We start from the raw sequence: 25,160 nt of genomic DNA, 5'->3' as shown, positions 1-25,160 counted from the left end.
GGGCTTACCCCTTCGCCGGACGGAATACGGGAAGGGTGATCTTGTCGTCGAGCGCCTCGAAGGCCACCTCGAGCTTCATGTCGAGTTCGAGCGCCTCCGGCGTCTGCGGGCAGTCGATGATGTTGCTCATCATCCGCGGTCCCTCTTCGAGCTCGACTACCGCAATCGCGTAAGGCGGCGTGAAGCCGGGCGCGGCGGGACGGTGGTTGATCACGTAGCTGTAGAGAAAGCCCTTGCCGCTCGCCTTGAAGATGCTGACCTTGCGCGAGGCGCAGGACGGGCAGAACGGGCGCGGCGGGAAATAGACATGCGCACAGGCGTCGCAGCGCTGCAGGCGCAACTCGCTCGCCTTGGTGCCGTCCCAGAAATGCTGGGTCTCCGGCGTCGGTTTCGGTCGCGCGCGATGCGGTTCGGCCATCTCGGCAGGTCCTCCCAAGGCCAAGCGAAGCCCGGCTGTTGCGATCTTGATGCGACAATCGACCATGGCGCGTCAACGGTCCAGCAATGCGCATGCATGCCATCATGCGCACAATGCTTGTGTCGAAGTGAGGCAGCGCTATACATTGCGCGCAAATATTCCGTGAGACAGACATGCCCGATTTTTCGACACTGAAGAAGCTCGCCGAAGACCTCGAAAGCGGCCGCACCAGCTCCCGCAAGCTGGTCGAGGCTTGCATCGCCAAAATCGCCGATCCGGCCGGCGAGGGGCAGCGTACCTTCATCCATGTGGACAGGGACGCCGCGCTTGTGGCGGCGGATGCGATGGACGGTTTGCGCAAGGTGAAGGCGGCGCCGTCGCGCTACGCCGGTATCCCGGTCTCGATCAAGGATCTCTTCGACATCAAGGGCCAGGTGACGCGCGCCGGCTCCCGCGCGCTTGATGATTCCTCGCCGGCCGAGCAGGATGCCCCCACGGTAGCGCGGCTGCGCAAGGCCGGCTTCGTCGTGATCGGGCGCACCAACATGACCGAGTTCGCCTATTCCGGCATCGGCATCAATCCGCATTACGGCACGCCAAAGGGCGCCTGGAACCGGGCCGAGGGCCACGTGCCCGGCGGTTCGTCCTCGGGTGCCGCGGTCTCCGTGCTCGACGGCATGGCGCATGGCGCGCTCGGCACCGACACCGGCGGCTCCTGCCGGATTCCGGCGGCCTATAACGGCATCGTCGGCTACAAGCCGACGCAGCGGCGCGTGCCGCTCGACGGGGCTGTGCCGCTGTCGTTCTCGCTCGACAGCATCGGGCCGCTGGCACGATCGGTCAGTTGCTGTGCCATTCTCGATGCCGTGCTCGCCAACGAGCTGATCGGCCCGCTGAAGCCGCGACCTGTCAAGGGCATGCGGCTGGCGGTGCCGACCACGATCGCGCTCGATGACCTCGACGCGGCTGTGGCCGGGACATTCGAGCGTGCGCTCAAGAGCCTTGCCGATCACGGCGCGATCATCGAGCGCATGGAGATGGCCGAATTCCACGACATCGGACCGATGAACGCCAAGGGCGGCTTTGCGGCTTCCGAAAGCTACGCCTGGCACCGCTACCTCCTCACATCCAAGGGTGACGTCTACGATCCCCGAGTCTCCGTGCGCATCATGCGCGGCGAGGCGCAGAGCGCGGCGGACTACATCGATCTTCTCCACGAGCGCCGCTCGCTGATCGCCCGCGTCAATGCGCGGATCGCGCCCTATGACGCGCTGGTGCTGCCGACCACCGCCAACACGCCGCCGAAAATCGCCGATCTCGCCGACGACAAGGAGTTCACCAGGGAAAACCTGCGGGCGCTCCGCAATTGCACCCTGATCAACATGATCGACGGTTGCGCCATCTCGCTGCCGGCGCATCGCGAGGGCGAAATTCCCGTCGGCCTGATGCTGGCGGGCGCGGGCGGATCGGACCGCCGTATCTTCGAGCTTGCTGCCGGCATGGAGGCCGTAATTCGTGTTTGACCTGACCTTCACCGTTGACGCCCAGGACACCACCACGCCGCTGACGCTGGCGATCGACCAGATGGTCATCGCCGGCTGGACCGGCCGCGATCCGGTCGCGCGCGACAAGCACATTGCCGAGCTGCAGGAGATGGGTATCGCGCCGCCGGCCTCGACGCCGATCTACTACCGTGCCTCGGCGCGGCGGCTGACGCAGGAGGACAGCATCGAATGCACCGGCGGCGATTCCTCCGGCGAGGTCGAGTTCGTGCTGATCGGCTGGCAGGGTCGCATTTTCGTCGGCTGCGGTTCCGACCACACCGACCGCAAGGTCGAAGCCTACAACGTCACGGTGTCCAAGCAGATGTGCGACAAGCCGATCGCATCCACCGTGTGGGAGCTCGAGGACGTCATCGGCCATTGGGACAGGATGATCCTGCGCTCCTGGGCCACGATCAAGGGCGAGCGCGTGCTCTACCAGGAGGGCACGCTCGACGCGATGCTGCCGGTCGTCGACCTCATCGCGCGTGGCTTCGACGGTGGGAAATTCCCCGACGGCTGCGCCATGTTCGGCGGTACGTTTGCGGCGAAGGGCGGCATCCGTCCCGCCGATCGCTTCGATTTCGAGCTGGAGGACCCCGTGCTGAAGCGCACGATCAAGCACGGCTATGACGTGGTGACGCTGCCGGTGCGGGGCTAAAGTCTCTCCTTCGTCATTGCGAGGAGCTCTTGCGACAAAGCAATCCAGACTGGTTCCGCGGAGGAATTCTGGATTGCTTTGCTCCGCTCGCAATGACGGGGAGAGAGACGGAAATCGGGTGGTAGAGGACGGGGCGGTCCTGCGAAGGTCAGAGAGCCATGACAGCAACAGCACGCAAATCGCCTCAATCCCCGTCAGCGGATACTGCCGCCCATGTCGATGCCCTCGACTGGCCGCAAATCACCGGCGAGCTCGACACCCACGGCTCCGCCGTCCTGAAGGGCCTGCTCACGCCGGAGCAGTGCCGCGCCGTCGCCGCGCTCTATCCCGACGACACCAACTTCCGCAGCCGTATCGTCATGGGCCGCCACGGCTTTGGCCGCGGCGAATACAAATATTTCTCCTATCCGCTGCCCGATCTGATCGCGCAGTTGCGCCCGGCGCTCTACGCGCATCTCCAGGGCGTCGCCAATCGCTGGAACGAGGCGATGGGGATCGACATTCGCTATCCCGCCACTCACGCCGCGTTCCTGAAACGATGCCACGAGGCAGGCCAAACGCGGCCGACGCCGCTGCTGTTGCAATATGAGGCCGGCGATTTCAACTGCCTGCATCAGGATCTCTATGGCGAGCACGTGTTCCCGCTCCAGGTCGCGATCCTCTTGTCCGAGCCGGGACGCGATTTCACCGGCGGCGAGTTCGTGCTGACCGAGCAACGCCCGCGCATGCAGTCCCGCGCCGAAGTGGTTCCGCTCGCGCAGGGCGACGCCGTTGCCTTCGCTGTGCATCATCGTCCAGTGCAGGGGACACGCGGCACCTACCGCGTTAATCTCCGCCATGGCGTCAGCCGGATTCGCTCTGGCCAGCGCTACACGCTGGGTGTGATCTTTCACGATGCGAAATAAACGCTGCCGCTGATGGGGGATTTGTTCGATAATGTCGCCGAAGCTCAGCCGTCGCGCGAGAAGATCGCCGACGGCGCCGTGCTGCTGCGCGGCTTCGTCAAGCCGATCGAAAGCGAGTTGATCGATGCGGTGCGCGCCATCGTGGCGCAGTCGCCGTTCCGGCGCATGACCACGCCCGGCGGGCATCTGATGTCGGTCGCCATGACCAATTGCGGCGAGCGCGGCTGGATCACCGATCATACCGGCTATCGCTATGATCCCATCGACCCGCGGACCGGGGCGCCGTGGCCGGCGATGCCACCCGTGCTCCGCGATCTCGCCCGCCGCGCGGCGGAGCAGGGCGGCTTTAATGGCTTTGCGCCCGATGCCTGCCTCGTCAACCGCTATGAGCCTGGCACGCGGCTGTCGCTGCATCAGGACAAGGACGAGCTGGATTATTCGGCGCCGATCGTCTCGGTCTCACTTGGGCTACCTGCGACCTTCCTGTTCGGCGGCCTGGCACGCAGCGACAAGCCGCGCCGCTTCCGCTTGGTGCATGGCGACGTCGTGGCCTGGGGCGGCCCTAGCAGGCTGGCCTATCACGGCGTCGCGCCGCTCGCCGACGGCGAGCATGCGTTGCTCGGCCGCAAGCGGGTCAATCTGACGTTCCGCAGGACGCGCTGATCTTCCTTCTCCCCTTGTGGGAGATTCGCGCACAGCCTAACCGGTTGAAACGATGAGGAAAACCTCGGCCGGTGTCCGTGTGGTGTCCCCATCACAGGGTTCCGAGCTGGCCGCGCCCGGCGGATCATCCCTCTGCGACCCGCCCATTGTATTCGCTGGTGCGTCGCACGACTTACTCAGTACCGGGGGATTGCACTTTCCGGGACTAGCGCAGCGTCACCAAGCATTCATTCAGCTTGGGGGCGTTGTTCGATTCAGCGGCCTGTTTTGAAATGGCGGGTGGCCTATTTCGGCCGGTAGCGGCGGTAGGGCGTTGGCCTGTGTTCCGACCTCAGTGGCTAGTTTGATTTAAAGAATGGCCTTCTTTGATGCGTTCCTATAGCCGCAACCGGAGTGTAGGCGTATAGCTATTCTATCACCGCGCGATTCCGTTGGTACCCATCGGTGACAGAGAGACGTTACCGCGCTCCCGCCTGAAGTTCGGAGCGAGAGCCATGTCCCTCCAGTCGGCGCGAGATGCATCCCGTCAGTGGACAATCAGATCAAGTGTGAACGCTGTGCGGCCAGCACCAGCCTGCTACAGAAGTTCCTGAACGCCCGAACTGGCGGCACCGTGCGCATCTATAGATGCGAGTGTGGCGAACAGATGTGGCGCGAGACCAAAGAGTAAGGCCGCCTCAGTGGGCGGCCTCTCAATAGACATCGCCACTTTGGTCTACTTCCCCCTTCCGCTGATACCGGGCCTGCGCCTCGGCGCTGCGCGCGGCGTCGCCCCTGCGGTGGCGATATCCGCCTCCGGTGAGCCCGGCCCGGACTGCCTGCCGATACAACTTGTTCATTCGTCCAAGATCTAAACGGCATCTTCTTAGTTCATGGCTTGCGGCTCGCGCTTGACAGCGTGCTGCCAGCCAAGGCCTCAGCTCGGCGTCAGCCCCGCAGTTCATGTCTGGAACAAATTCCTTGTACTGAGGAGCTTCCGGCCGTTGATGCGGACGCGATGGCAGAGCGGCCGCCGAAGCCACTCACAAAGAACTAACGCCGCCTCAGTTGGCGGCCTCTCAATAGACATCGCCACTTTGGGCCTATTTCCCCTTCCGCCGATACCGCGCCTGCGCTTCGGCGCTGCGCTCGGCGTATCCCTTCGCCCTTGCGATGTCGGCCTCGGTCAGCCTTGCCCTGATCCCTTGCCACACCTCCCGAAACTGAGCCTTGGCGTCGTCCAGGCTGGCGCCGCCTTCCGGCTTCGTCCGCCTTGCACGGCCTGCCGGCCGGCCAGCAATTCCACGCCCACAGCTCGGCATGGGATGAAGCCTCGGCCCGCCTGATGCGGCCGATGGACATGCCGCGCGATCCGGTGACGGCCAGCTCCGAGAAAATTATATGAATTTCTATGGAGCCGTGTGGCTGGCGCTGAAGTCCTCGCCTGCGCCGCCGCGAAAAAAAATCACGCCCCACCCCGCCGCTTGTGTCCCCGCCGGGCTTCTAGACCATCCGTCGTCGTAGTCCGTTTTGACCTAAATTGACGAGGCTGGCGCGCGCCGTAGACTGAAAGGATTGAGGGGCCGACCCGATCTTAGGCCACTCGCTGGTGCTTGCACCTTGGCGCGGTAAGGCAGGGCAAGGCAGACCTTCAGACCTTGCGGGTAGGCGGGCGTGATCGGGGCCTAACCAAAGGTCTCCTTTTTTCACAGAGGAGACTGAACATGCACGTCCACAATGCACGCCTGCGACATGGCCACGCGCCCGGTCATGTCCGAGATACCTTCACCAAAGCTGTTGAGGAATTCCTCAACTGGAAGCCGGGCCACGGTCGAGCACGAGGTCAACTACGAACCTTGTTCGATACCGATCTCGCGCGCCTGCACGCTGGTCTGGATTGCACGGACATGGTGTCGGGCGATCTTGTGGATCGACTCAGCAGCGACCTCGAACTGAAATCGCGCACATACGCGGCCTATGCGCGGGCCATGCTCGCGGACATCCGCTTGCGATTGGGGAGGTAAGCTCGGCACGTCGGCGGAGTGCGGGCTAACGACAAACCTGCGCTCTGCTATCTTTGGCGTATGCCGAATCCTCTGCGCAAGCTCCTGCCCACCCTCCTGACGTTGGCGCTGACGACCGGCGCAGCGTCGGCGCAGCAGCGCACGACTTACGACGCTCGGCCGGTCTGCGACCGACAGCCAAGGCCACGGCGACGAACTACGACGCGCGAGGCAAGGTGATCGGCCACGAGAGCACCACGCCCACGAAGAATGGCTGGCCCACAACAGGTGACTGCTACCCAGACCCGCCATGATGTCGGGCAAGCCTTCCCACTAGTACGGGGCAACGGACTGTAGCGCCGCGCAAAGAATAGGCGAATCCACCAGCGGCAACACAACGGCGATCCATGGCGCGGGCGGGTCGCAACGTCGGGCGGAGTTACCACGAGCCGCTGACGACTAAGGAGTCGGTTGCACAAACGCCCGTTCAATGATCAAAGATTGAGCTGAGCTGGGGGTGGTGCATGTCAAAGGTCACATTTCAACTACGATACGACGGGCCTGCGCTATCCGAGCACGGGATGGACGTCGCCGATCTTGCACCCGCGCTCTTGGCCTTAGGAGAGCTAATAAAGCGGGCTAACGCGACCTTCAACGGCGATGCCGCTAAGATCAACCTCATCGTACAGTCGGACTTTGAGCATAAGTGCTTCCAAATAAATCTGGAGCTGATTCAATCGATACTCAGTTCTATCGGGGCTCTTCTTACCGACGAGCACACCCTCAAGAATGCTCAGAGCATCGCCAGTTGGCTAGGGCTAATAGGACTGCCGCCAACCGTTTTCGGCCTTTTCAAATATCTCGCGCGACGGAAAGGCAATGAGATCGAAAGTGTCTCTCCGGTGCTGCAGGTACGCGATCACGAAGCAACGATCTCGACAATAGATTCTCAAGGAACGGTTGCGGTGAAGTTCAAGGGCGATGGCAACACCGTTATTGTGAACCGGAATGTTTATAGACTCGGGGAAGACCCCATCATCCGCGATTACGCAGCTAAAGTTGTCTCGCCCCTGAAGCGGAGCGGAATTGATACGCTTCAGTTCGATCCAGAAAGTTCAATGAAGGGCGAAACGATAAGCAAGGCGGATGCGATAGCAATCGTGGAGGGCCGCGAGGAATTGGCAACTAAGGATGAGGAGACGTTCGAGCCTCAGACCGTAGTGGCCCACCTGCAGGTCACGCGGCCCGACTTTGATTCTGAGTCGCACGTTTGGCGATTTCGCTACGGCGGCAAGACCGTTTCTGCCGATATTAGTGAGACAAGCATAGCGGATCAGGTGCGTGCGCGCGGATACGTAAGAATAGGCGATACGTGGCGAGTCAAACTGCGGGTGACGGAAAAGCGTACGGCATCCAGCCAGTACCGAAACGAATATAAAATTGTGGAGGTATTGGAATTTATTCCGGCAAGTCGGCAAGCCGCGTTCCCATTCATCGCAAATAATGATGATGACGCCGAAGAGAGTTGAGCGCCTGATCAACCCTTAAGAGGTCATAGGATGTTTGGATGGACCGGCTTCAAATATTGGACCGAAGTGATCGTCAACATCCATTCGATTCTGATGTTTGTTCCTGAACTCAAAGCGCTGCTCAAAACCTTTCCAAACCTAAAGCGAGCAGCCGGCGATTGTAGAAAAGCAGGGAAAACCGAGCTTGAGGCTGCCGCTTATCTGAGTGTGGTGGTGCTTGAGGCGGTGTTGGCGCACGTGCCGGAAGATGGTCGTAACGAAACACTCGCGGAGCTGACCCGATTTGAAAATGACCGTTTGCGCTGGTTTCGCGATCAGGCCGCTGACGAAGGCGGAAAGCCCATCGGAGTGCTGCCGCTGACGTTTGCGCTAGGATTTGCGTTCTGGTTCTTGGGACACGCTGTTCGTGAAAATCGACTGCCGGAGTTGGTCTATCGAGATTTTCTCACGGATGTGATCGGGATGTTGCAAGGTAAGAGGGCGCGGTGACGACTCTTCGAAAATCACTTCCGCGCCCTCGACCGCTCCACCGCGCATCCGCCAGTTCAGAAGTAGTTTTCCGGGCATAAGAGAACATCTCGGTTGTTTGGATTGCAAAGCGGAAGCATCTTTGTTTGAAGATTCTTTGGCTGGAATGGGGCTGATGAGCGAACAGTTCGAATACGACATTGCTTTCAGTTTCTGCGCGCTCGACGAAGGCGTAGCTACGCAACTAAACGACCTGCTGGCCTCCCGGCTAAAGACGTTTATCTACAGCGAACGTCAGAGAGAGATCGCCGGCAAGGATGGGCAAGAGAGCTTTAGCAAGGTTTATGGCGAAACCGCCCGGCTGGTCGTGGTTCTCTATCGCCCAGAGTGGGGCGAGACGCCTTGGACCCGCGTCGAACGTGACGCCATAAAGAATAGATCGCTGGATGATGGGTGGGACTTCGTAATCTTCGTCCCGACGGTAGATCGTCCCAAAATGCCGCCGTGGCTGCCGAAGACCCGGCTCTATGTTGGCCTCTCGCGTTGGGGAGTTGAGGCCGCAGCGGCAGTTGTGGAAGCACGCGCTACGGAGCGGGGTAGCGAACCCCACGAAGAAAGTGTCGCAGAACGCGCCGACCGTCTCCGCAGAGCACGGGCCTTCAAGGAGAAGCAAGAGCGCTTTCAATCGACCGAGATTGGTGTTCGGAGTTCAGTTCAGGCCTACGAAGATTTGTCAATCGCTATCGAACACCACGCCGAGCAAATTACGAAATCGGGCATCGCAATAACTGCAAAGCGTTCGCAGGAATACCGGATTCTAACCGGCCTTTCTCCGTGCAATGCCATCTGCAGTTTCCGTCCTCATTACTCAAATTCCCTTCAAGATGCTCATCTGCTCATCGAAGTATTCAAGGGATTTCCGACTTTGCCCGGATTCTATGGCTCTATGAACAAGCCTGCGAAGCTGAAATCGCTGCGTTTCTCGTATCAACTCATACGGGAGGACTACCATGCATGGGTCAGCACCGATGCGAACGGTCGCGAGTTCTCGCCGCAACAACTCGCAGACCACATCCTTCGCACCTACATGGACATAGCTGAGAAGACTAGTTCTCACTGAGTTAGCCCGGCAGCCAAAGAAGAGCGAGAGATCATGGGCTCGCTCGCTGTCGCTGCTCGGCTTCGGCAATCGCCACCAGCGGATCAGGTTCGTACTTCGACAAACCGGCGGCCTTCCACCTGCGCAGCAGCGCATGGGCCTCGGACGTATCGGCGTAGACCACAATTGATTCCCATAGCTGCAGATTCAGCGACGTGATTTGCGCGCAGAAGGCCGCGTAGCGGCCAACAGCCTCCCACTTCTCACTTGGCGTCAATCTGTTTGGCACGGGTTCGACTCTCGCCTCATGTGTCAACCTTCGGAGCATCCGCCCTTGGGCCTGGGATGTACGCGCGCGTCTATCATGACCTCGGTGATGGCGTCGCGCAGGCTCAGCTTGGCGATATAGCGGCCCGCGTCCAGCAGGGTCGCCAGCTCGCCGCCCGGAATCTCGATGGGTTCGTCGAAAGGCCGCCCCCAGCCGACATTCATCTCTTGGTTTTCATGCCTTCCGCCACGGCACGCTCGACCTCAGCGGCGAGCACGCTTAGATGATCCGCCAGCCGGGTGAATAGTTCTCGCTTTTTAGGATTCGGTCGCCAGGTCGCGGATGAGGGCGCACTCGGCTGCATCCGCGCGGAGCTTTTCCGACTGAGCCTGCATATCTTTGATTGCGGCTACTCCGTTCCCTGAGTGGAACCGTACAGCCAATGTGCGGAAGCGAACAGAGATGCTTGCCGAATTTTCCTAGGCTCAGGCCGCTTGGCCTTCCAAGGTCTAAGCACCTCCAGCGGCCCCGGCCTCCACACCTCAAAAGCCCCCACGGCCGGGGCCGTCTTTATCGACATCCCATGACGGCGACCGCCAGGCCGGCCCCATTGAAATTCGGCCGAACGTCCGCGCCGCGCAAGCTGGAAGCCGAGCAGACGAAGCGTCCCTCGATGTCGGATAGACGCATCTCGTCCGGCGAAGTGTCGGCGCTGACCGCGATCCAATGGCCGCATCGGAAATCGGCGCACCAGATCACGACACCGCTTAGGCCCCATCTCGCGCAGCTCGCCGGGCGGCCACCGGCAGGGGTGGTGCTATGGCGCGCAGGACGAGGCATGCCGCCATCAAAAAATGCGGCTCTGCCCGTGATGCAAATTATCGACCCAATCAGTCGGCGGCGAGCTACTGCCGGTCGTGGGTGTGGATTAGTTCTCGCCGCCCGAGGCGCTTACCCCAGAACGATCGTGTCGACCCTCAGGCACGGGAGACACTGTAAGCTTTCACGGCGGGGAAGCTTCACAATCTGTGGCAGCATCGCAAAGGTAATCCATTAGCCGCCTGCATGTGCTGCAAATGAAGCAGTTGAATAGCAGTCATCTTGTTGATTGAAGTTGGTCGGGCCACGCCCGACGAAGTCGCAAGTTCGGAAGTTTCTAGCCGTCGCCAAAATCATCCTTCCAGCATCTCAGTCTCGTGGGCATATCTCCCCCACGGTTTCCCCCTTTTGGCATAAGGTAAGCCGGATTACGCGGTTGACGGAACAACCGCTCCGCTGTGTCTCCATCACAGAGGGGTATTCTTTTGACATAATCGCAGTACTCATCCGCGCGCGCAGGGCGCAAACCATTTTCAGCATCCTCACAAGGCGGCTTTGCCAAATACGCCTTGGACTGACCAGCCATCGCCGGGTGTGAAATAGATACCGCGAATATCATCAAAGTCGTGCGCGCCAGCGTCATTGGTTGGGCGACCCGCCATTGATATTGATGTTCTGTTGTCGGACATCTTGCTGAATAAACTGAATGGGTAACTCAGCCTTATCTCGGAAAACTAAATCGCACTTGGTGGGCGAGCATTGGTATTTTTCAACGCCCATCAGCACCTCGGTCTGGCCGCCTCCAGCAGTTTTATTGCCTCCAATACGCTTGTGGATCTCGACCAGATGCGTGTTCTGAAAGTAGCCCACGACCACCTCGAATTTTGCAACCACTTTCTTGTCATTGTCTAGTACCAGAACGTTCGTTGCCCTTGTGGCTGCAGCCGGTGCACTGCCGTTTTCTTTAGGAGGTAAGCCAGTTATAAGGAACCGCCGGTCGCTGACCGGTGTAGCGTGAACCACGTTCGGATCGCCGACGTGTATGCTGCCAATTATTGCGCCGTTCGGAAGCGTTAACTCCTGTTGGAAGCCGGGCCTCAACTGGACAGTTTCCCGCGCTTCTTCTCCCACGGAAATTGCTGGGGCTCTCTCTTGAGCTAGAGCTGTGCTCACACCAACGGTGGCGAAAATAGCGAAAGCCCACTGACTTAGAAATCGAGCGGACATCTGCGTATACCTCCCGCAGCCCCGAAATTCGGAAAAAGCTTCTCAATACAACCTCCAGCTTGGCATGAAGCCCCAACCCTGTCTAGGGACAACCTCGGAGCGTGCGCTGGCTTCATCAACTGGTATCCGGTTGTCCAATTCTGCCAGTCCAGACAAGCATGCCGGGTGGAAGGAGGCCTCCGTCACGGCTGGGCAGATGCTTCAGGGCACTGACGGGAAGCTGAAACCCAGGCGCGATTGGCGCATGGAAGTGACGGACGAGTTTCAGAACACGCTTTACGTCCTGCACATCCAAGCTGAGAAGCCAATTGAACCTCGCAATGGCTGACAAGAACGGGTTCGGCACTGGCCTGTTTCCGTTGCGACGCGGCGTGACCATCGGAGGTCGCGAGAGCTTCGTAACCGATGGAGTTTCTGCAGCGCCAGCTTCAAAGCTTTTGAGAGTTCTTTCCGATCTCCCTCATCCCATTCCAGCAGCACGCCCTGGCTGCGAAGCCAATCCACGTCGTCCCCGTCGAGATCGATGGCAATTCGCGTAGCGCCGATCGCTTGGCGCGCGCGGTGATCCCGCATGCGCTGGGCGGCGGCCATCGGTGCAAGGTGCGCCTTGGCCTTGTCTTTCACGATGGACCTTCCGGGCTAAATGCCGTCAAAATGGGCAACCCCCGTCTAGGAATCTGATCCCATTGCACAAGGACCAGCCGGTGCGGTTCTCGGGGCTTTGCAGGTCGGTTTCGAGTGCACCCCCCCGGGGGTGTCACTGGCTTTCGATCCGCTGCGCCCCGCGCGAGGCCGTACAGATCACGCAGCCGTTCAAATTCGCAGCCCGCGAATACGGTTGCTTGGCGTCGAGCGTGGGCTGCACCTTGATCAGCTCGCGTTTGCCGCCGACCGAACAATGATTTGGGCGTGGGTGTCCGCATGGGCGAAGAGCTGAAATCCGAAGTGAATGAGCACCGCAAGCGACTGCTGCGGGTCAAAAGCGTCAGTCTAGCACTCCGCTGCAAACTTCCGGTCTACCGCTCAGAACCGACATGTCGCGGCACGCCTGAACGGGAGCGAAGGGCCAGAAGCAGACCTTGCAGCTCATTCGGCTTTTCTATTCCGACGTCGAGGGCGGAGGACCTCTCTTCCCCTGGGAGAAAAGGTGGCGTCACCCGAACTGCGCGACCACGGCCGACCACAGACGCCAGATTTCGGGGGACTTTTCATCGACGGCGGTCTGCACCATGACCAGCTTCGAGGGCGGATCAACGAGGATACGCTGCCCGAGGTGCCCCAAGAGCGCGAATTGCCGTCTGCTGCCGGGAAACAGGTAGACCTGATAGCCGTACCCGAACCCTCCCTCGGCTTTTGCCAGATACGTCTCGGAGGCAAGCACCGTGGTCGCATCAATCATCCACTGTGCAGGTATTATCTGTTTGCCTTCCCACGCTCCGTCGTGGGCCAGCAGACGGGCGAGCCGCGCGTAATCGCGCAGTACCGCATTGAAGAACCCGTGCGCTACCTCACGGCCTTCCGCATCAATCAGCCATTTGGCATCCGCTTCCGTGCCGATCGGCTGCCAAACTTTTTCCTGGAGATAGCCGCACATTGATTGACCGGTCGCGTAATGCAGCACGAGACCAAGCACGTCCGTCTCGATACTGGCGTAATGGAATCGCGTCCCCGGCGGCGCGATCCGTTGGTTGAATTGCGCGATGCTGGCAACGGTGCCTTTTTGGGAAAACCAGTGTTTGCGCACCATGTCGCCCCACAGGCGATCGAGGTCGTCTCCGCTGCCTTTCGCTTCATCGTTCTCTTCACCGAACTTCACGCCAGACGACATGTGCAGCAGCGCGCGGATCGGCGTTGCACCGTATTCCGTGCCTTTCAAGCCGGGAACATAGGTCTCCGCAGCATCGTCGATCGACTTGATCGCGCCTTCTGCGGTCGCGATCCCTATCAGCATGCCAGTGATAGATTTTGCCATCGACTGCGATATCAGCCGGTCTCGATCGGTGCGGCCGTACTGATAGCACTCAACCAGAATCCGGTCGTCCTTAGCGATCAACAGGCCCGTCACCGGATTGCGCGACAGATAATCCGCAAGCGAAGCGCGGTTTCCCTTGTAGTGGTAGCTGACATCCGCCGGCGTTCGCTTGAATGGCCAGGATGTGGCCGCGCGATCGACGTGGCGTGTCGGGAATATCTCATCGTAATGACTGAATGCGCCGACGCGGTATTTTGGCGAGGCCGGATTGCCGGGCTGGAAGATCCTCCATCGGTCCTTGATCGGGTAGTTCTCGGCCGCGCCGTAAAGTTCGGCGTCCGGGCCATCGGCGAAAAAGGACGGACCACCACCGATTTCAGCAGCCCAACTCCATTTCGCCGACGCCGCAACGCAGGTTGCCGCAAGTCCGGTCAGCACAGAGCGTCGCGAGAGTACTTTCCCGGCGCTGGTATCGGAGCTACCGCTGCGCCGCTTGCAAGAGTGATAAAATCGCGGTTCGCAAACCTGGCCCATCCGACCTCGAAATCGCTGGAGAGGGCCAACTGCTCCTCACCACGAATGCTACGGTGAGTAACATTAAGCCAAGCAGCGTGCTGTGTCAATGGCCTACAGCTTTTGAGCGAGGTCAGCTTTGGGTCACGGCTGCCTTCCCAAATTCCGAGAGGCATGACGGCAGTAACCCCCAATGCGGACGTTAGCGGCCGCGCTTTGGACGGCAGCGATGGGCCACAGGCAGACTTCGCCGCCACGGTCTCAGCGTGCTCGACGTCAGGAGTTCCTGCGCAATAGCGCGTAAGCCGAACAAGAGAATAGGAGAGCTACGTTGCCGCCGGAGCGAGTGCCGGCTGTGACGCTCGACCGTCGCTTTCTGCGCTTGCGTTGTGATCAGCCCCGAGATTGCGGCGATATCGGTTGAGCGGTCGCTCAATGCTCAGGTAACTGCCCGCAGCCGCGATGACTGAAAAGCCCAGTACGATTGGAGCGGTCAGGTACCAGGGCATCAACTCTCTAAGATAAAAAGCTGCGGGATAGTGCCAGAGATACATCCCGTAAGAGATGACACCGATGCCGACCAAGGGCGGCGCTGACAAGATCGAGTTGACCCAGGAGCTTTGTGTTGAGGCTGAGATAACCAAACAGAGACCGGCCACATGAGCCAGAGGCGTCATCACGACAAGGGACCAGGGGGCGCCCCAGTAGCCGATAGTGAGACAGACAACGAGCGCCGTCCACCCGCCGACGCCCGCTGCATCGGCCGCGCTCTTCGAGATTGGCGCTTTGTTTTGCAGGAACATCGACAGCATGGAGCCGCACACCAGCCCACTGAAGCGCGTATCAAAACGATAATAGGTAGCGTCCCATCCCATACTTTCATACTCGAAGATGCGCCACGCGCTGCCAAGCAGGTAGAGCGCCAAGAGACCGTACAGACCCCAACGGAGATCGATGCGAGCTAACACCAGGATTGCCAGCGGCCAGATAAGGTAGAAGTGCTCTTCAACTGAAAGCGACCACATGTGAACGAGCACGTTCGGACTATGCCAAAAGGCCTGCGAATAGTCGGCCAGATAGAATGCTGCTAGTCCCGCGTCCCGGATGTGTGAGATGACCTCATATTGCGGCCAAAGCCATGGGGCGACCAGAACATATGCGCTCAAGCATACTAGGAGAGCCGGCGCGAGGCGAAGGAATCTGCGCAGATAAAAACGTCGCAGCGCGATTCGTCCGGTTGCGTCTAATTCGTCAACAAGGAGTCGGGTAATCAGGAAGCCGCTAAGGATAAAGAATATATCGACGCCAAAATAGCCTTGGCGGAACAGGGGAACGCGGCAGTGCCCCAGAATGACAAGGCCAATCGCCAAGGCCCGCAGTCCATCTAGTGCGGGATTGTATTTATTTGGGAGTGCCAACCGAGCCTCCAGGCAAATCGCGGCGCCGCCGCATTGGGTTGTTATTGTTGAAGTGCCACGTTCAAGGACGTTTCTTCGCGCCTTGAAGGAATTGCATTCCGACGCAAGTTAAGGTTGAATAGATTGCAAATTTCCTAACGTTACAACCTAAACTAGCACCTCTACGACTTTCGTCGGAAGAGAGCGTTGGAACAAAGCCGATCCGTCGGTCCGCGTCGATTTGCCCGCGCCTTACCGATGGCCGGTTTGGCCTCGGACTGCCGAGGCCCCGAGACGACGGCTACCTTCGCCTTCGGGCCACAAGCGGACGAACGTCGCTTCCAATTGCTAGTCGCAGAGTGATGTTTCCTTAATGTCGTATGAGTGACACTCCGCGCGGGCCATAGAGGCACTGTCAATCGGCGTTCAAATTTGACCCCGTATCGGCGTCCAATTTTGACCCCTTCGAGCGGCGGGTTTTGGCGGTAGCGCTCGCACCGTCGGAGCTGGTCGGGGTTGCGGAGACGGTGCGAGCGCGGGTTGCGTGATCGTCGTCGCGGCTTTTGAAGCGCCAGCTGTCGTTGCCGGTCTCGACGATGTCGCAATGGTGGGTCAGGCGATCTAGAAGCGCGGTGGTCATTTTGGCGTCGCCGAAGACGCTGGGCCATTCACCGAACGCGAGATTGGTGGTGACGACGATGGACGTGCGCTCGTAGAGCCGGCTGACGAGGTGGAACAGGAGCTGGCCGCCGGATTGGGCGAACGGTAGATAACCGAGTTCGTCGAGGACGATGAAGTCCATCCGGGTCAAATGCTCGGCAATCCGACCTTGCCGTCCATTGCGGGTCTCGATCTCCAGACGGTTGACGAGGTCGACCACGTTGTAGAAGCGGCCGCGGGCACCGGATCGGATGCAGCTTCTGGCGATTGCGATGGCCATATGTGTTTTGCCGGTGCCGGTACCGCCGATCAGCACGGCGTTACGTTGCTGGGCGATGAAGCCGCCGCCGGCGAGATCATTGACCAGCGTCTGGTTGATGGGTGTGCCTTCGAACTGGAAGTCCTCGAGATCCTTGGCCAGCGGCAGCTTGGCGATGGTGAGCTGGTACTTAATCGAGCGGGCCTGCTTCTCGTTGATCTCGGCGTTGAGCAGGTCGCCGACAATGCGCTGGGGTTCGTGCTGGCGTTTGACAGCGGTCGCCATGATCTCGTCGAAGGCAGCCTTCATGCCGTAGAGTTTGAGCTCGCCCATGAGGTCGAAGAGTTGAGTACGTTCCATCAGATGGTTCTCCTGAGGTTGTCGTAACGGGCACAGTCGGCGATCGGGGCGTGGCGCAATGTCAGTGCGGCCGGGGTGAGAATGTTGGCTGGCGGCGCAGGATCACGCTGGCGGGCCAGGATGTTGAGCACGACATCGGCGGAATGAACGCCGTGAGCGATCGCCTCGGCGCAGGCTGCTTCGACGGCCGGCAAGCCGTCGGTCAGAACCGCGTTGAGGATATCGACCATCTGCCGGTTGCCATCGTCGGCACTGGTAAGCTTACGCCGCACACGTTCGATCGCAGCCGGAAGCACCCAGTCCTTGAAGGGAGCGCCGTTGCGCAAGGCACCGGGTTTGCGAGCCAGTACCGGCACGTAATGCCAGGGATCATAGGTCGTCTCGCCGCGGCCGAACGAGCGAGCATGCTCGGCAACGATGCGTCCGTCCTGACGGATCACAATGCGGTCGGCGTAGGCGTGAACCTCGACAGGCCGCCCGACAGCGTTGGCCGTGACCGAGTATTTATTGTTGTCGAACCGCACCAGACAGGTCGTCGAGACCGATGCCGGCACCGCGTGGAATCCGTCGAACCGGCCGGCATAGGGAACGAGCTTCGGCCGCTCGGCTTCGAACACCTCCCAGACCGTCTGTTCGGCCAGTTCTGGATGCCGGTGCGCCTTGGCGTAGGCGATGCACTTGTCCAGCAGCCACGCGTTCAACTCGTCGAGGGTTTTGAACCGCAGCCGCGGCGTGAAGAAGCGCTCCCGGACAAGCCCAACCTGGTTCTCGACCTGGCCCTTCTCCCAACCCGACGCTGGCGTGCAGGCAACCGGATCGACCAGGTAGTGGCTGCACATCTGCATGAAGCGGCGATTGTAGAGACGCCCTTTGCCGACGAAGATCGTCTCCACCGCCGTCTTCATGTTGTCGTAGATGCCGCGCACGCAGGTGCCCTTGAACAGGGCGAACGCCCGGTCGTGGGCGTCGAACACCATCTCCTGTGTCTCGCGCGGATAGCAACGCACGAACAGCATCCGGCTGTGGCAGAGCCGGACATGGGCGGCCTTCACCATCACCGTCACGCCATTGAGCAGGACGACCTCGTGGCTCCAGTCAAACTGGTAAGCTTCTCCGGGCGCAAAGCTAAGCGGGACGTAGGCAGCGGCCGTGGATTGTCCGCGCTCCTTGCTCCATCGCCTGGCGTAGCGCCGCACGGCGTCGTAACCGCCGTCATAGCCGCGCTCACGCAGCTCCTCGAACATCCGGATCAATGTCAGTTGCTCGCGAGCGGACTTGCCCGCGTTCCCTGACAACAACCCGTCGAGTTCTGCTGCCCATCGTCCCAGCTTCGGCCGCGGCTGGACAACACGCTCGTACTCGAATGAGGTCTCTCCCGATCTCAGCACCTTCCGGACTGTGTTCCGCGACACCTTCAGGTCACGGGCGATCTCCTTGATCGTCTTGCCCTTGATGAAGTGCTCGCGCCGTATCCGGGCGATTGTCTCCACGATCAGCATCCCCGACCACCTGCTTCATGACGAAGCAGGCAGCGCAACAGACCAACCTGTAGGGGGTCAATTTTGGACGCCGATCCCCCGGCTTAGGGGGTCAATATTGCAGGCCGAATGACAAGGCGGTGAGCGCAAGATCGCGATGGCGACACAACTCGGCGTTCGCTTGATCCAATACTTTCATTTCGAGCCACGCTTCACTGCCAGTTTCCAAAAGCCGCCTTCCCCCGGCCGAATGCCGGTGTTTTCCGCGTCGGTATGCCAAAGCGAACCCGCATGCGTGACGAAGGATCCCGGCGGATACGTCCGCGATGCATCCCAAATGCCCAAGTACCGCAGTGTCGGGCGCGACTCGAGTTCGTTGAGCCGCGCTTTCAACGGCGTGATTGCTGCCAGCACGAAATCGCCGATCACTGGGGCCAGCGATTTGACGAGGCCTTCGATCTCGGCTCGCCGCTGGGGCGAAACCTGTGCTTCGATCGCACGGCGCTCTTCGAGCGTTGGGACGTTCGTCATTTACACGTGCTTGATGTTGGGGGCCTTCCCATGGCGTCGCTCATACGCAAGCGACAGCCGAGCTTGCTCGCGGACCAGCGCGCGACACGCGCGCATGTTGCCAGGATTATCGCGGCGCCAGAGCAGTTCGCGGATTTGCTTGGTTATCCGATTGATTGCAACCAAATCATCGGCTTCCGGCAAAATGCGGACCACCGAACGCCCCATCTTGCGGGCAACCAAACGGCGGCCAGTTTCTAGGTCCGTCGCTGATAACTTGACGACCATTGTCGTCTCCTCATTATTTCGAAGTCGACCTTCAAATAGCAGATCGCGACCTCAACCTTCGTTACGCTGTAACTTGCGGTGCAGTTTCCGCAGTGCCAGCTTCAAAGCTTGCCGAGTGCTCGTGCATCTTCCTCGTCCCATTCCAGCAGCGTGCCTTGGCCGCGAAGCCAGTCCTTGTCGGCCCCGTCGAGATCAATGGCAATTCGCGTAGCGCCCCTCGCCTGCCGCGCGCGGTGTTCCCGCATGCGCTGGGCGGCGGCCGTCGGTGCAAGGTGCGCCTTCGCCTTGGTTTTCACGGTGGGCCTCCCGGACTAAATGCCGTCAAAATGGCAACCCCCTCCTAGGAATTTCGTCCCATCCCATAAGGACCAGACGGTGCGGTTCTGGGGCCTTGCTGGGCCATGTTTGAACATACCCCCCCGACCGGCTTTCGATCCGCTGCGCCCCGCGCGAGGCCGTACAGATCACGCAGCCGTTCAAATTCGCAGCCCGCGAATACGGTTGCTTGGCGTCCAGCGTGGGCTGCACCTTGATCAGCTCGCGTTTCGCGTCCAGCTCCTTGTGCGTCTTTTCGAGTTCATCGGCGATGGCCCCCTTGTAGGAAGAACCTTTTAGTCTCTGTCCCGCCGGTCGGTCGGACCGGCGGGCGCCGCTACGTGCTGCCTTCGACTGCTAGGCGTTGGGCTTGGCTGCAAGGATCGCCGTTAACGTTTTGATTGCAAGCTCCAGCTCGTTCGTCCGATCACCGAAGTCCTCACCCGCGAGCTTCAGGTACTCCCAGTAGGCCGAGACCGTGTCCAGTTCACTTTCCTCGGCGAACTCCGTGTCATAAGCAAGAAACCCAATCCCACAGATTTCCGGAAGCACGTTCTTGATCTCTCGGAGCTTCGGCCAAGCTTTGATGGCAGCACGCATCGACCCAGCAGACGAGCGCGCGCGCTTCTGGCCCGCAAGGATCGTCTCCGGCTGCTCGGTGATGCCGGTGGCGCAGTGGTCGCTTTGGATTTCAGTCATTGTTTGACTCCGTTTCATGTTCACGCGTTGACTTGTTTCTCGGACCTAACGTCCGCCGCAGATAAGGTCAGTGCTCCATGTCCGAACCTCCTTGTTCCTGTTGGTCCACGCTCAAAGCAGCGTAACCGTAGAATTCCCCGGCTTGCTGCCATGTGGTCGGCCAATGCGGCCGGGCCGCGCCGCGGCGACCAACGAATTGCCCTCGACCCCCACGGTCCTCCGGACAGACGGACACCCCTATAGGGGTGTGTCCGTGTCCGTCCGGAAACGGACAAGCAGACAAGACCGGACATTGTCCGTTTTTGTCCGCTGTCCGCGCTCTGCTCAGCCATCATCGCGCACCAGCCAGACCAATCCGTCGAGGCAGGCGGTCCGATTGAACGTTTGCAGGTCGTCCTTGGCGCGCCGGAAAGCCCGATCGCGGTCCTCCTTCTTCTCGGCCGATGACAGCCCGCCGCGCTCACACGCGGTGTGCCACTCCTCCAGCGCCACGACGCGGACGTTCCGGGGGAATTCCTGCGATGCCGGCGGCGGCCGCCCGCTGTCATTGATGCAGCGGGTCAGCAGCTCCATGGCGCGGCGTTGGGTACCGCTCAGCCCCCTCTTGACCTTGGCTTCTTGGGCGGCCTCGGCGGCATCGTCGGAGATGATGGCGGTCGTGATGGCGTCGCCGTCCTCGTCGGTGCCGAGCAGCGCGCTTTCGATCTTGTAGTGCGTGAGCGGGCCTTCCATGCCGTCGTTGATCTTGATGACGGTGGCAGTCTTGACCGCGCCTTCGCCGCCGCTGATCTGGACCATCAAGTCAACGTCGCCCAGATTCGCGTTGGAGCCGCGATGCCCACGCTCCTCGTCCTTGCCGGTGTGACCGACGCAAGCGATGTGGACGGTCGTCAACTCCTCGACGCGGCGCAGGTTGGCGAGCACGACGTTCACCTCCTTCGCCTTGTCCTCGTCGCCACCGCCGGCAGCAATGCCCTTGCTGATCGTATCGATCACGATCAGACCAACCTTGTAGCCGAAGCGGGTTTCCGCCTCGCGGATCGTGTCGACGATCAGCTTGACGCAGCCCTTGTTCTTCAGATCGATGACGTTGGAGGCGACGGCAATCGGCAGATCGGGTGCATCATACTCGCGCTTATAGGCCGACAGGCGACGCTTGACCAACGCGCCGCGCTCCAGCGCAATGTAGACGACGCCGCAGCGCTCCTTCGAGCGGTAGCCGCGCCAATCGCAACCCCATGCGACATGGAATGCCAGATCGGTCATCAGCACCGACTTGCCGACGCCGGGCGGACCGAACCAATTCGAGGTCTCGCCGTGGGCCAGCACGAACTTCATGATCCAGGACTTCGGCGGCAGCTCGCTCAGCTCGTTGTAGTAGGCCAGCGCCAGTGCGCTCGGCACCTTCGCCTTTGCCACGCGTTCTTCGACTTCGCTGCGCTCCGCCTCCCGCCTCTGCGCCTGGAACTCCTCCCACTTCTTATTGACGAGCCTCCCGATATCGGGGTCATCAAATCCCTTCTTGCAGGCGCTGCCGATGACCATCTGAATGGCAAATGGCTCATATCCGCGCACGAGGAGTTCCCAAGTGATGGCGACCAAATCGTTGTGCCAGCCCTGCCCACCGCCATTCTGGTGCTTCTCAAGCAGGGCCTGCATGTCGCCATCGGTCAGGCGGCCAGCCTCCCGCATCTGCGCGTTGGCATAGCGTTCGAATGAATCGAAGTAGTCATGTCTCGCCACGCCGGTGTTGGTGGGAGCGCCAGAGCCCGCCGACTTCGGCTTCGCCGGTTGCAAGTCGCGCAACGCCTCGACCGAATAGGAAGGCATATCGCTCTTGATTTGCACCGTCGTGAGTTCGGGGACATAGCCTTTCGCCTGTTTGTGCGCGGGAGGAAAGCTGATCGAACCGCCGACGCGCACCAAGCGGTCGCAGTTCTGCACTGCGTCACCCTCGAAGCGCTCACACAATGCGGTGTTGGCGTCCTCGACATCTTTGGGCTCGGTGAGGGGCTCCCGGTTCAGGAAATGCACCTGAGCGCGAGTGTGCGGGATGGTGCCGGTTGTCACCACGACGCCGGGCAGGAGTCCCTCACGCCGGCAGATTTCGACGGCACGCTCGTAGTCGCCGGGCTGGTCGAGGTCGGCCCAGGAATAACGTGCAGCACAAAAATGGGCCTTACCCGCTCGCCCGGATTTCGGCTTCTCACCGTGACGCAGGGCGGCGCCGACGTAGCAATTGTGGCCGCGCTCGTTCATCTTCACGATGTACTCGACGATCGGCTCCACATTGTGCGCCGAGAAGAAGCGCCACTTGATCGGGCCGTCCGGATAGATACAGACAATCTCGATCCAGGCATCAGGAAATGCATGTACGAACGCCGGATCGAACAGCGCGTACAAGAACGCGGTGATCGCCGCGATGTTCGGCTTGAGGATTTGCGCGTGCGCGTTCACGGCTGCACGCCGCGCGTTTCGCCGAGTCTGCGGACGTGCTCCCTACAGGCTCCGATCAGGATGTCAGCTTGAGCCTCGGTGAGACCATATTCGCCCCTGTGCTGCTGCTCCTCGTTCCACCAAGTCCGGAGATCATCCGCACTCTTGGCGAGCGGAATGACCTTCAGCGCGACGGCCACGTAGGCGGCTGCCTGACGCTGCTGCTTCAATGCTTGCGTGTGCGCAAGCGCGATGGTATTCATCACAAATATCCCAAAAAATCCGTGAGACGATGATGGGGAAGCGGCCTGTGGCGGGCCGCTTTTCTATGGCTAGGCCGCCGCGTTTTCGGGCGCTTGGGACGCATGCTCGCGCGCGCGACGCCAATCGGTGGCCGCCTCCATGCTGATCGTCACGCGGCGCCCGGCACGCATCACGCGCGGGCCGAGACCGACTTTGCAGAGCTTGAAATACATCGCTTCTGAAATGCGATGGGCCTCGCAAAACTCCTTGATGGTGAAGGCCGCGCGCTCGGATGCGGTGCTCAGTTTGACTGCCATTTCTACTGTCCTCCAGTGTCAGCACGAAGGACCGTAGAGCGTCATGGAGGGCACGTGACGTGGGGTTTTGAACCGTCAGTTCTTCTGACCCTGGCGACGCAATGGGCGCGCCACTGGCTTCCGTTCTTTGGAGGAGCCGCGCCGACGCCGTTTCTTTGCTTTGTCGATAATGCTTCTGATGCCGTGTGGACCGAGCCGCGTTCCGGTTATTGCGGTGAGCGTCAGCTTCAAGAAGCGGATCAATGGACCGATCGGTTCGTCAAACTTGTTCAGTGAGGACCCGAGCCGCCCGTGAAGTTGCTCCTCCCAGATGGACAGCAGCCTGTTTTCCAGCCTCTCGCGATTTCGGTTATTCCGGCCGCCGAAGGGTGTCGACCATTTCTCATATTCAGCGCTTAGTTGGTCGAGCCGGGCCTCGTGCAATTTGAGATCGGGATCAGGTAATCCATCCAAGTCCTTCCCCGAGGGCGACAAGCTCTCCAGTTGCAGCAGCTTTACCTTCAGACTGCCGAGGGTTCGCTGTGCAGTTTCGAGAGCCGCTTTGTACTCTACAGATCGCCTCCTTTGCTCTCTCAGGTTCTCAATCTCTGAGAACTCCCGGCCGGCTTCCTCTATTGTCCTGCGAACTTCTGACCAGTCGATCTCTCCGGGCCATTTGCGGCGAATTGCCTGGATGGCTTCCCATGTCTCCTGCGTGAGCTGAGTAAAGATGTCTGTTTCGGCGTTACGGCTAGTACTTCTGAGCACTGCGCATGCCTCCGTCCGGTTGTGGTCGGGGTAAGCCGCCGGGCTGAGCCCATGCGTGAAGCGAGCACTTCGGAATGCGTCGGAATGACCGGCGCAGGGTCGAAAAGCTCATCGGCGAGCTAAACGAGGATCGGCGCCAGCCCGTTGCGCTAATGGCGCTCACGATCGAGTGAAGCCTAGGCCGCTTGTACCAAGCTGAGCGGTTTCTCAAAATCGAGCAACGTTGGGCGCGTCAAAGCGTCACTCGGGTCGCCGATGATGTAGCGGCTGTAGTTCTTCTCGATCATTGCAACCGACGTGTCATGATGCGCGGCGACCACGCGGGTCGGCACGCCCTTCAGCAGTTGTCGGACGATGGAGCTGTGCCGCAGCGCATAGGGCGTCACCTCCGTTCCGAGTTCGAGACGTTCGACCACCGGGCTGAAGAGGGTCGCCAAATTCCACATCTTGTCGAATAGAAGATCATGCGCCGCCCGGCCGGCAGCCTGCCTACGCAGCGCCATCGCCAACCGCGTCGAGATCGGCAACGGCCGATATTCGATCTTGCGGTTCTTGCCCTTGCGGCTGGTCGGGATCATCAAGCGCGGCTCGGCCAGATGGTCTTGCAAATCGGCGGGCGCCAGCTTGAACACCTGACTTTCACGAGCGCCGGTCTCGGCCAGAACGTCGATCAGCAAGCCGAAGCCACGATCCTCATCATACGACCCGGTAACTAGCGCGGCCACGGTTTGATCGGGCAGGATCACGTTGCGAGCGACCTCGCTGTCGGGCAGCTTCCTGAGCCCATTCTTCCATGCGGCGGCATTGGTGATGCGCTTATCGTTCCTGGCAGCCAGCGCCAGCGCGGCCTTGAGCGAACGCCCGATGCGATCGGCGGATGAGGGCTTCAGGCCGGCCTTCACCAGGCCGGCGCGCCAGTCGCGCAGCTCCCGCTCGGTCAGCAGTGCGACCGCCTTGCTCTTCAAGGCGTCGGTCAGATGCAGGCGGAGCTGGGTGGCGTTGTACTTGCGCCCGCCGCGCGTTTCGAGATCGGCTTCATAGGCGTCCACGGCTTCGGCAACGCTGATGGGCTGCTCGGTGTTGGTCTCGCCGGCACGCGCCAAGGTCTTGGCCCTCTCCAGCGCTTGCCAATAGGTCATGATACTCTCGCCGTTGGCCTCCTCGTGGTCATCGGCGAGACCGAACCGCTTGAGCCAGCCGTTGCACTTCACTGACCATGTGCCAACGCTCGCGTTGCGGCGATAAGCGAGAAAGATGCCGGGCGCGATCAGCGCCGTGTAAGGCTTCTTTCTCGTCGCGAGCTTCAAGCGCGAAGTACGATTTTCCAGAAATGAAGAGCGGGTGCGGCGGGCCATGGTGTCCCTCGAAATGTCCCCAAAATGGGGG

25 protein-coding genes and 1 pseudogene are annotated in these 25,160 nt (G+C 60.6%); 8 read left to right on the top strand and 18 right to left on the bottom strand.

Going from position 1 to position 25,160, the window contains the following annotated elements:
• Positions 1–4 precede the first annotated feature (4 nt).
• Positions 5–418 carry an OB-fold domain-containing protein gene (locus IVB54_RS26920; RefSeq protein WP_085352230.1) on the bottom strand — a complete coding sequence of 138 codons (414 nt, stop codon included), beginning with the start codon at positions 416–418 and terminating at the stop codon, positions 5–7.
• 173 nt (positions 419–591) lie between these two features.
• Here IVB54_RS26920 and IVB54_RS26915 point away from each other — a divergent pair, with 173 nt between their 5' ends.
• From IVB54_RS26915 to IVB54_RS26880, 8 genes are all read left to right on the top strand, one after another.
• The gene (locus tag IVB54_RS26915) at positions 592–1,941 is read left to right on the top strand and encodes an amidase (protein ID WP_085352193.1); all 1,350 of its coding nucleotides are present in this window, start codon (positions 592–594) and stop codon (positions 1,939–1,941) included.
• Positions 1,934–2,620 carry a DUF2848 domain-containing protein gene (locus IVB54_RS26910; RefSeq protein ID WP_085352194.1) on the top strand — a complete coding sequence of 229 codons (687 nt, stop codon included), beginning with the start codon at positions 1,934–1,936 and terminating at the stop codon, positions 2,618–2,620. Before IVB54_RS26915 ends, IVB54_RS26910 begins: the two co-directional genes overlap by 8 nt.
• 158 nt (positions 2,621–2,778) lie before the next feature.
• On the top strand, positions 2,779–3,525 hold the full coding sequence (locus IVB54_RS26905) for a 2OG-Fe(II) oxygenase (RefSeq protein WP_085352195.1): 747 nt from the start codon (positions 2,779–2,781) through the stop codon (positions 3,523–3,525).
• Positions 3,526–3,534: 9 nt separating this feature from the next.
• The gene (alkB, locus tag IVB54_RS26900) at positions 3,535–4,188 is read left to right on the top strand and encodes a DNA oxidative demethylase AlkB (protein WP_198959272.1); all 654 of its coding nucleotides are present in this window, start codon (positions 3,535–3,537) and stop codon (positions 4,186–4,188) included.
• A gap of 1,703 nt (positions 4,189–5,891) precedes the next feature.
• Positions 5,892–6,191 (top strand): hypothetical protein, encoded by a 300-nt coding sequence (locus IVB54_RS26895; protein ID WP_247776524.1) that lies wholly within the window; start codon positions 5,892–5,894, stop codon positions 6,189–6,191.
• 560 nt (positions 6,192–6,751) lie between these two features.
• Positions 6,752–7,699 carry a hypothetical protein gene (locus tag IVB54_RS26890; RefSeq protein ID WP_247776523.1) on the top strand — a complete coding sequence of 316 codons (948 nt, stop codon included), beginning with the start codon at positions 6,752–6,754 and terminating at the stop codon, positions 7,697–7,699.
• Between the two features lie 30 nt (positions 7,700–7,729).
• A complete protein-coding gene (locus tag IVB54_RS26885) occupies positions 7,730–8,188 on the top strand; it encodes a hypothetical protein (RefSeq protein ID WP_247776522.1) in 459 nt (152 codons plus the stop codon).
• 121 nt (positions 8,189–8,309) lie between these two features.
• Entirely contained in the window at positions 8,310–9,287 is a 978-nt protein-coding gene (locus IVB54_RS26880; protein WP_247776521.1) for a hypothetical protein, read from the top strand.
• Between the two features lie 31 nt (positions 9,288–9,318).
• Here the strand turns inward: IVB54_RS26880 and IVB54_RS26875 are convergent, their stop codons facing one another.
• From IVB54_RS26875 to IVB54_RS26795, 17 genes and pseudogenes are all read right to left on the bottom strand, one after another.
• Positions 9,319–9,555 (bottom strand): hypothetical protein, encoded by a 237-nt coding sequence (locus IVB54_RS26875; protein WP_247776520.1) that lies wholly within the window; start codon positions 9,553–9,555, stop codon positions 9,319–9,321.
• A 23-nt stretch (positions 9,556–9,578) separates the two neighbouring features.
• Positions 9,579–9,758: a hypothetical protein gene (locus tag IVB54_RS26870; RefSeq protein ID WP_247776519.1), complete on the bottom strand. Its 180-nt coding sequence runs from the start codon at positions 9,756–9,758 to the stop codon at positions 9,579–9,581.
• A gap of 1,234 nt (positions 9,759–10,992) precedes the next feature.
• Positions 10,993–11,580 carry a pilus assembly protein N-terminal domain-containing protein gene (locus IVB54_RS26865; protein WP_247776518.1) on the bottom strand — a complete coding sequence of 196 codons (588 nt, stop codon included), beginning with the start codon at positions 11,578–11,580 and terminating at the stop codon, positions 10,993–10,995.
• A 276-nt stretch (positions 11,581–11,856) separates the two neighbouring features.
• Complete coding sequence (locus tag IVB54_RS26860) at positions 11,857–12,204, bottom strand: hypothetical protein (RefSeq protein WP_247776517.1); 348 nt, start codon at positions 12,202–12,204, stop codon at positions 11,857–11,859.
• Between the two features lie 529 nt (positions 12,205–12,733).
• Positions 12,734–13,990, bottom strand: a complete 1,257-nt coding sequence (locus tag IVB54_RS26855) for a serine hydrolase (RefSeq protein WP_247336617.1) — start codon at positions 13,988–13,990, stop codon at positions 12,734–12,736.
• A 401-nt stretch (positions 13,991–14,391) separates the two neighbouring features.
• Complete coding sequence (locus tag IVB54_RS26850; RefSeq protein WP_256465291.1) at positions 14,392–15,483, bottom strand: acyltransferase; 1,092 nt, start codon at positions 15,481–15,483, stop codon at positions 14,392–14,394.
• A 394-nt stretch (positions 15,484–15,877) separates the two neighbouring features.
• Positions 15,878–16,741: an IS21-like element helper ATPase IstB gene (gene istB / locus IVB54_RS26845; protein WP_346658833.1), complete on the bottom strand. Its 864-nt coding sequence runs from the start codon at positions 16,739–16,741 to the stop codon at positions 15,878–15,880.
• Positions 16,742–16,749: 8 nt separating this feature from the next.
• Positions 16,750–18,240, bottom strand: a pseudogene (istA, locus tag IVB54_RS26840) (IS21 family transposase); the annotation flags it as partial.
• Between the two features lie 174 nt (positions 18,241–18,414).
• Positions 18,415–18,750 carry a hypothetical protein gene (locus tag IVB54_RS26835; RefSeq protein WP_247776515.1) on the bottom strand — a complete coding sequence of 112 codons (336 nt, stop codon included), beginning with the start codon at positions 18,748–18,750 and terminating at the stop codon, positions 18,415–18,417.
• Positions 18,751–19,017, bottom strand: a complete 267-nt coding sequence (locus IVB54_RS26830; protein ID WP_247336604.1) for a hypothetical protein — start codon at positions 19,015–19,017, stop codon at positions 18,751–18,753. It lies immediately after the preceding gene.
• Between the two features lie 101 nt (positions 19,018–19,118).
• Positions 19,119–19,313, bottom strand: coding sequence for a hypothetical protein (locus tag IVB54_RS26825; RefSeq protein WP_247776514.1), 195 nt, complete (start codon positions 19,311–19,313; stop codon positions 19,119–19,121).
• Between the two features lie 376 nt (positions 19,314–19,689).
• Entirely contained in the window at positions 19,690–20,031 is a 342-nt protein-coding gene (locus IVB54_RS26820; protein ID WP_247298164.1) for a hypothetical protein, read from the bottom strand.
• 324 nt (positions 20,032–20,355) lie between these two features.
• Positions 20,356–22,488, bottom strand: coding sequence for an AAA family ATPase (locus IVB54_RS26815; RefSeq protein ID WP_247776513.1), 2,133 nt, complete (start codon positions 22,486–22,488; stop codon positions 20,356–20,358).
• The gene (locus IVB54_RS26810) at positions 22,485–22,730 is read right to left on the bottom strand and encodes a hypothetical protein (RefSeq protein WP_247776512.1); all 246 of its coding nucleotides are present in this window, start codon (positions 22,728–22,730) and stop codon (positions 22,485–22,487) included. Before IVB54_RS26810 ends, IVB54_RS26815 begins: the two co-directional genes overlap by 4 nt.
• Positions 22,731–22,799: 69 nt before the next feature.
• Complete coding sequence (locus tag IVB54_RS26805) at positions 22,800–23,027, bottom strand: hypothetical protein (protein WP_247776511.1); 228 nt, start codon at positions 23,025–23,027, stop codon at positions 22,800–22,802.
• 75 nt (positions 23,028–23,102) lie between these two features.
• Positions 23,103–23,774: a hypothetical protein gene (locus IVB54_RS26800; protein WP_247776510.1), complete on the bottom strand. Its 672-nt coding sequence runs from the start codon at positions 23,772–23,774 to the stop codon at positions 23,103–23,105.
• A 176-nt stretch (positions 23,775–23,950) separates the two neighbouring features.
• Positions 23,951–25,129: a tyrosine-type recombinase/integrase gene (locus IVB54_RS26795; protein WP_247776509.1), complete on the bottom strand. Its 1,179-nt coding sequence runs from the start codon at positions 25,127–25,129 to the stop codon at positions 23,951–23,953.
• Positions 25,130–25,160: the final 31 nt, after the last annotated feature.

This window comes from Bradyrhizobium sp. CW1, from assembly GCF_023100665.1.
GTDB classification, from domain to species: Bacteria; Pseudomonadota; Alphaproteobacteria; order Rhizobiales; family Xanthobacteraceae; genus Bradyrhizobium; species Bradyrhizobium canariense_D.
The sequence above is the reverse complement of the archived record's forward strand: the minus strand, read 5'-3'. Positions and strand labels throughout refer to the sequence as shown.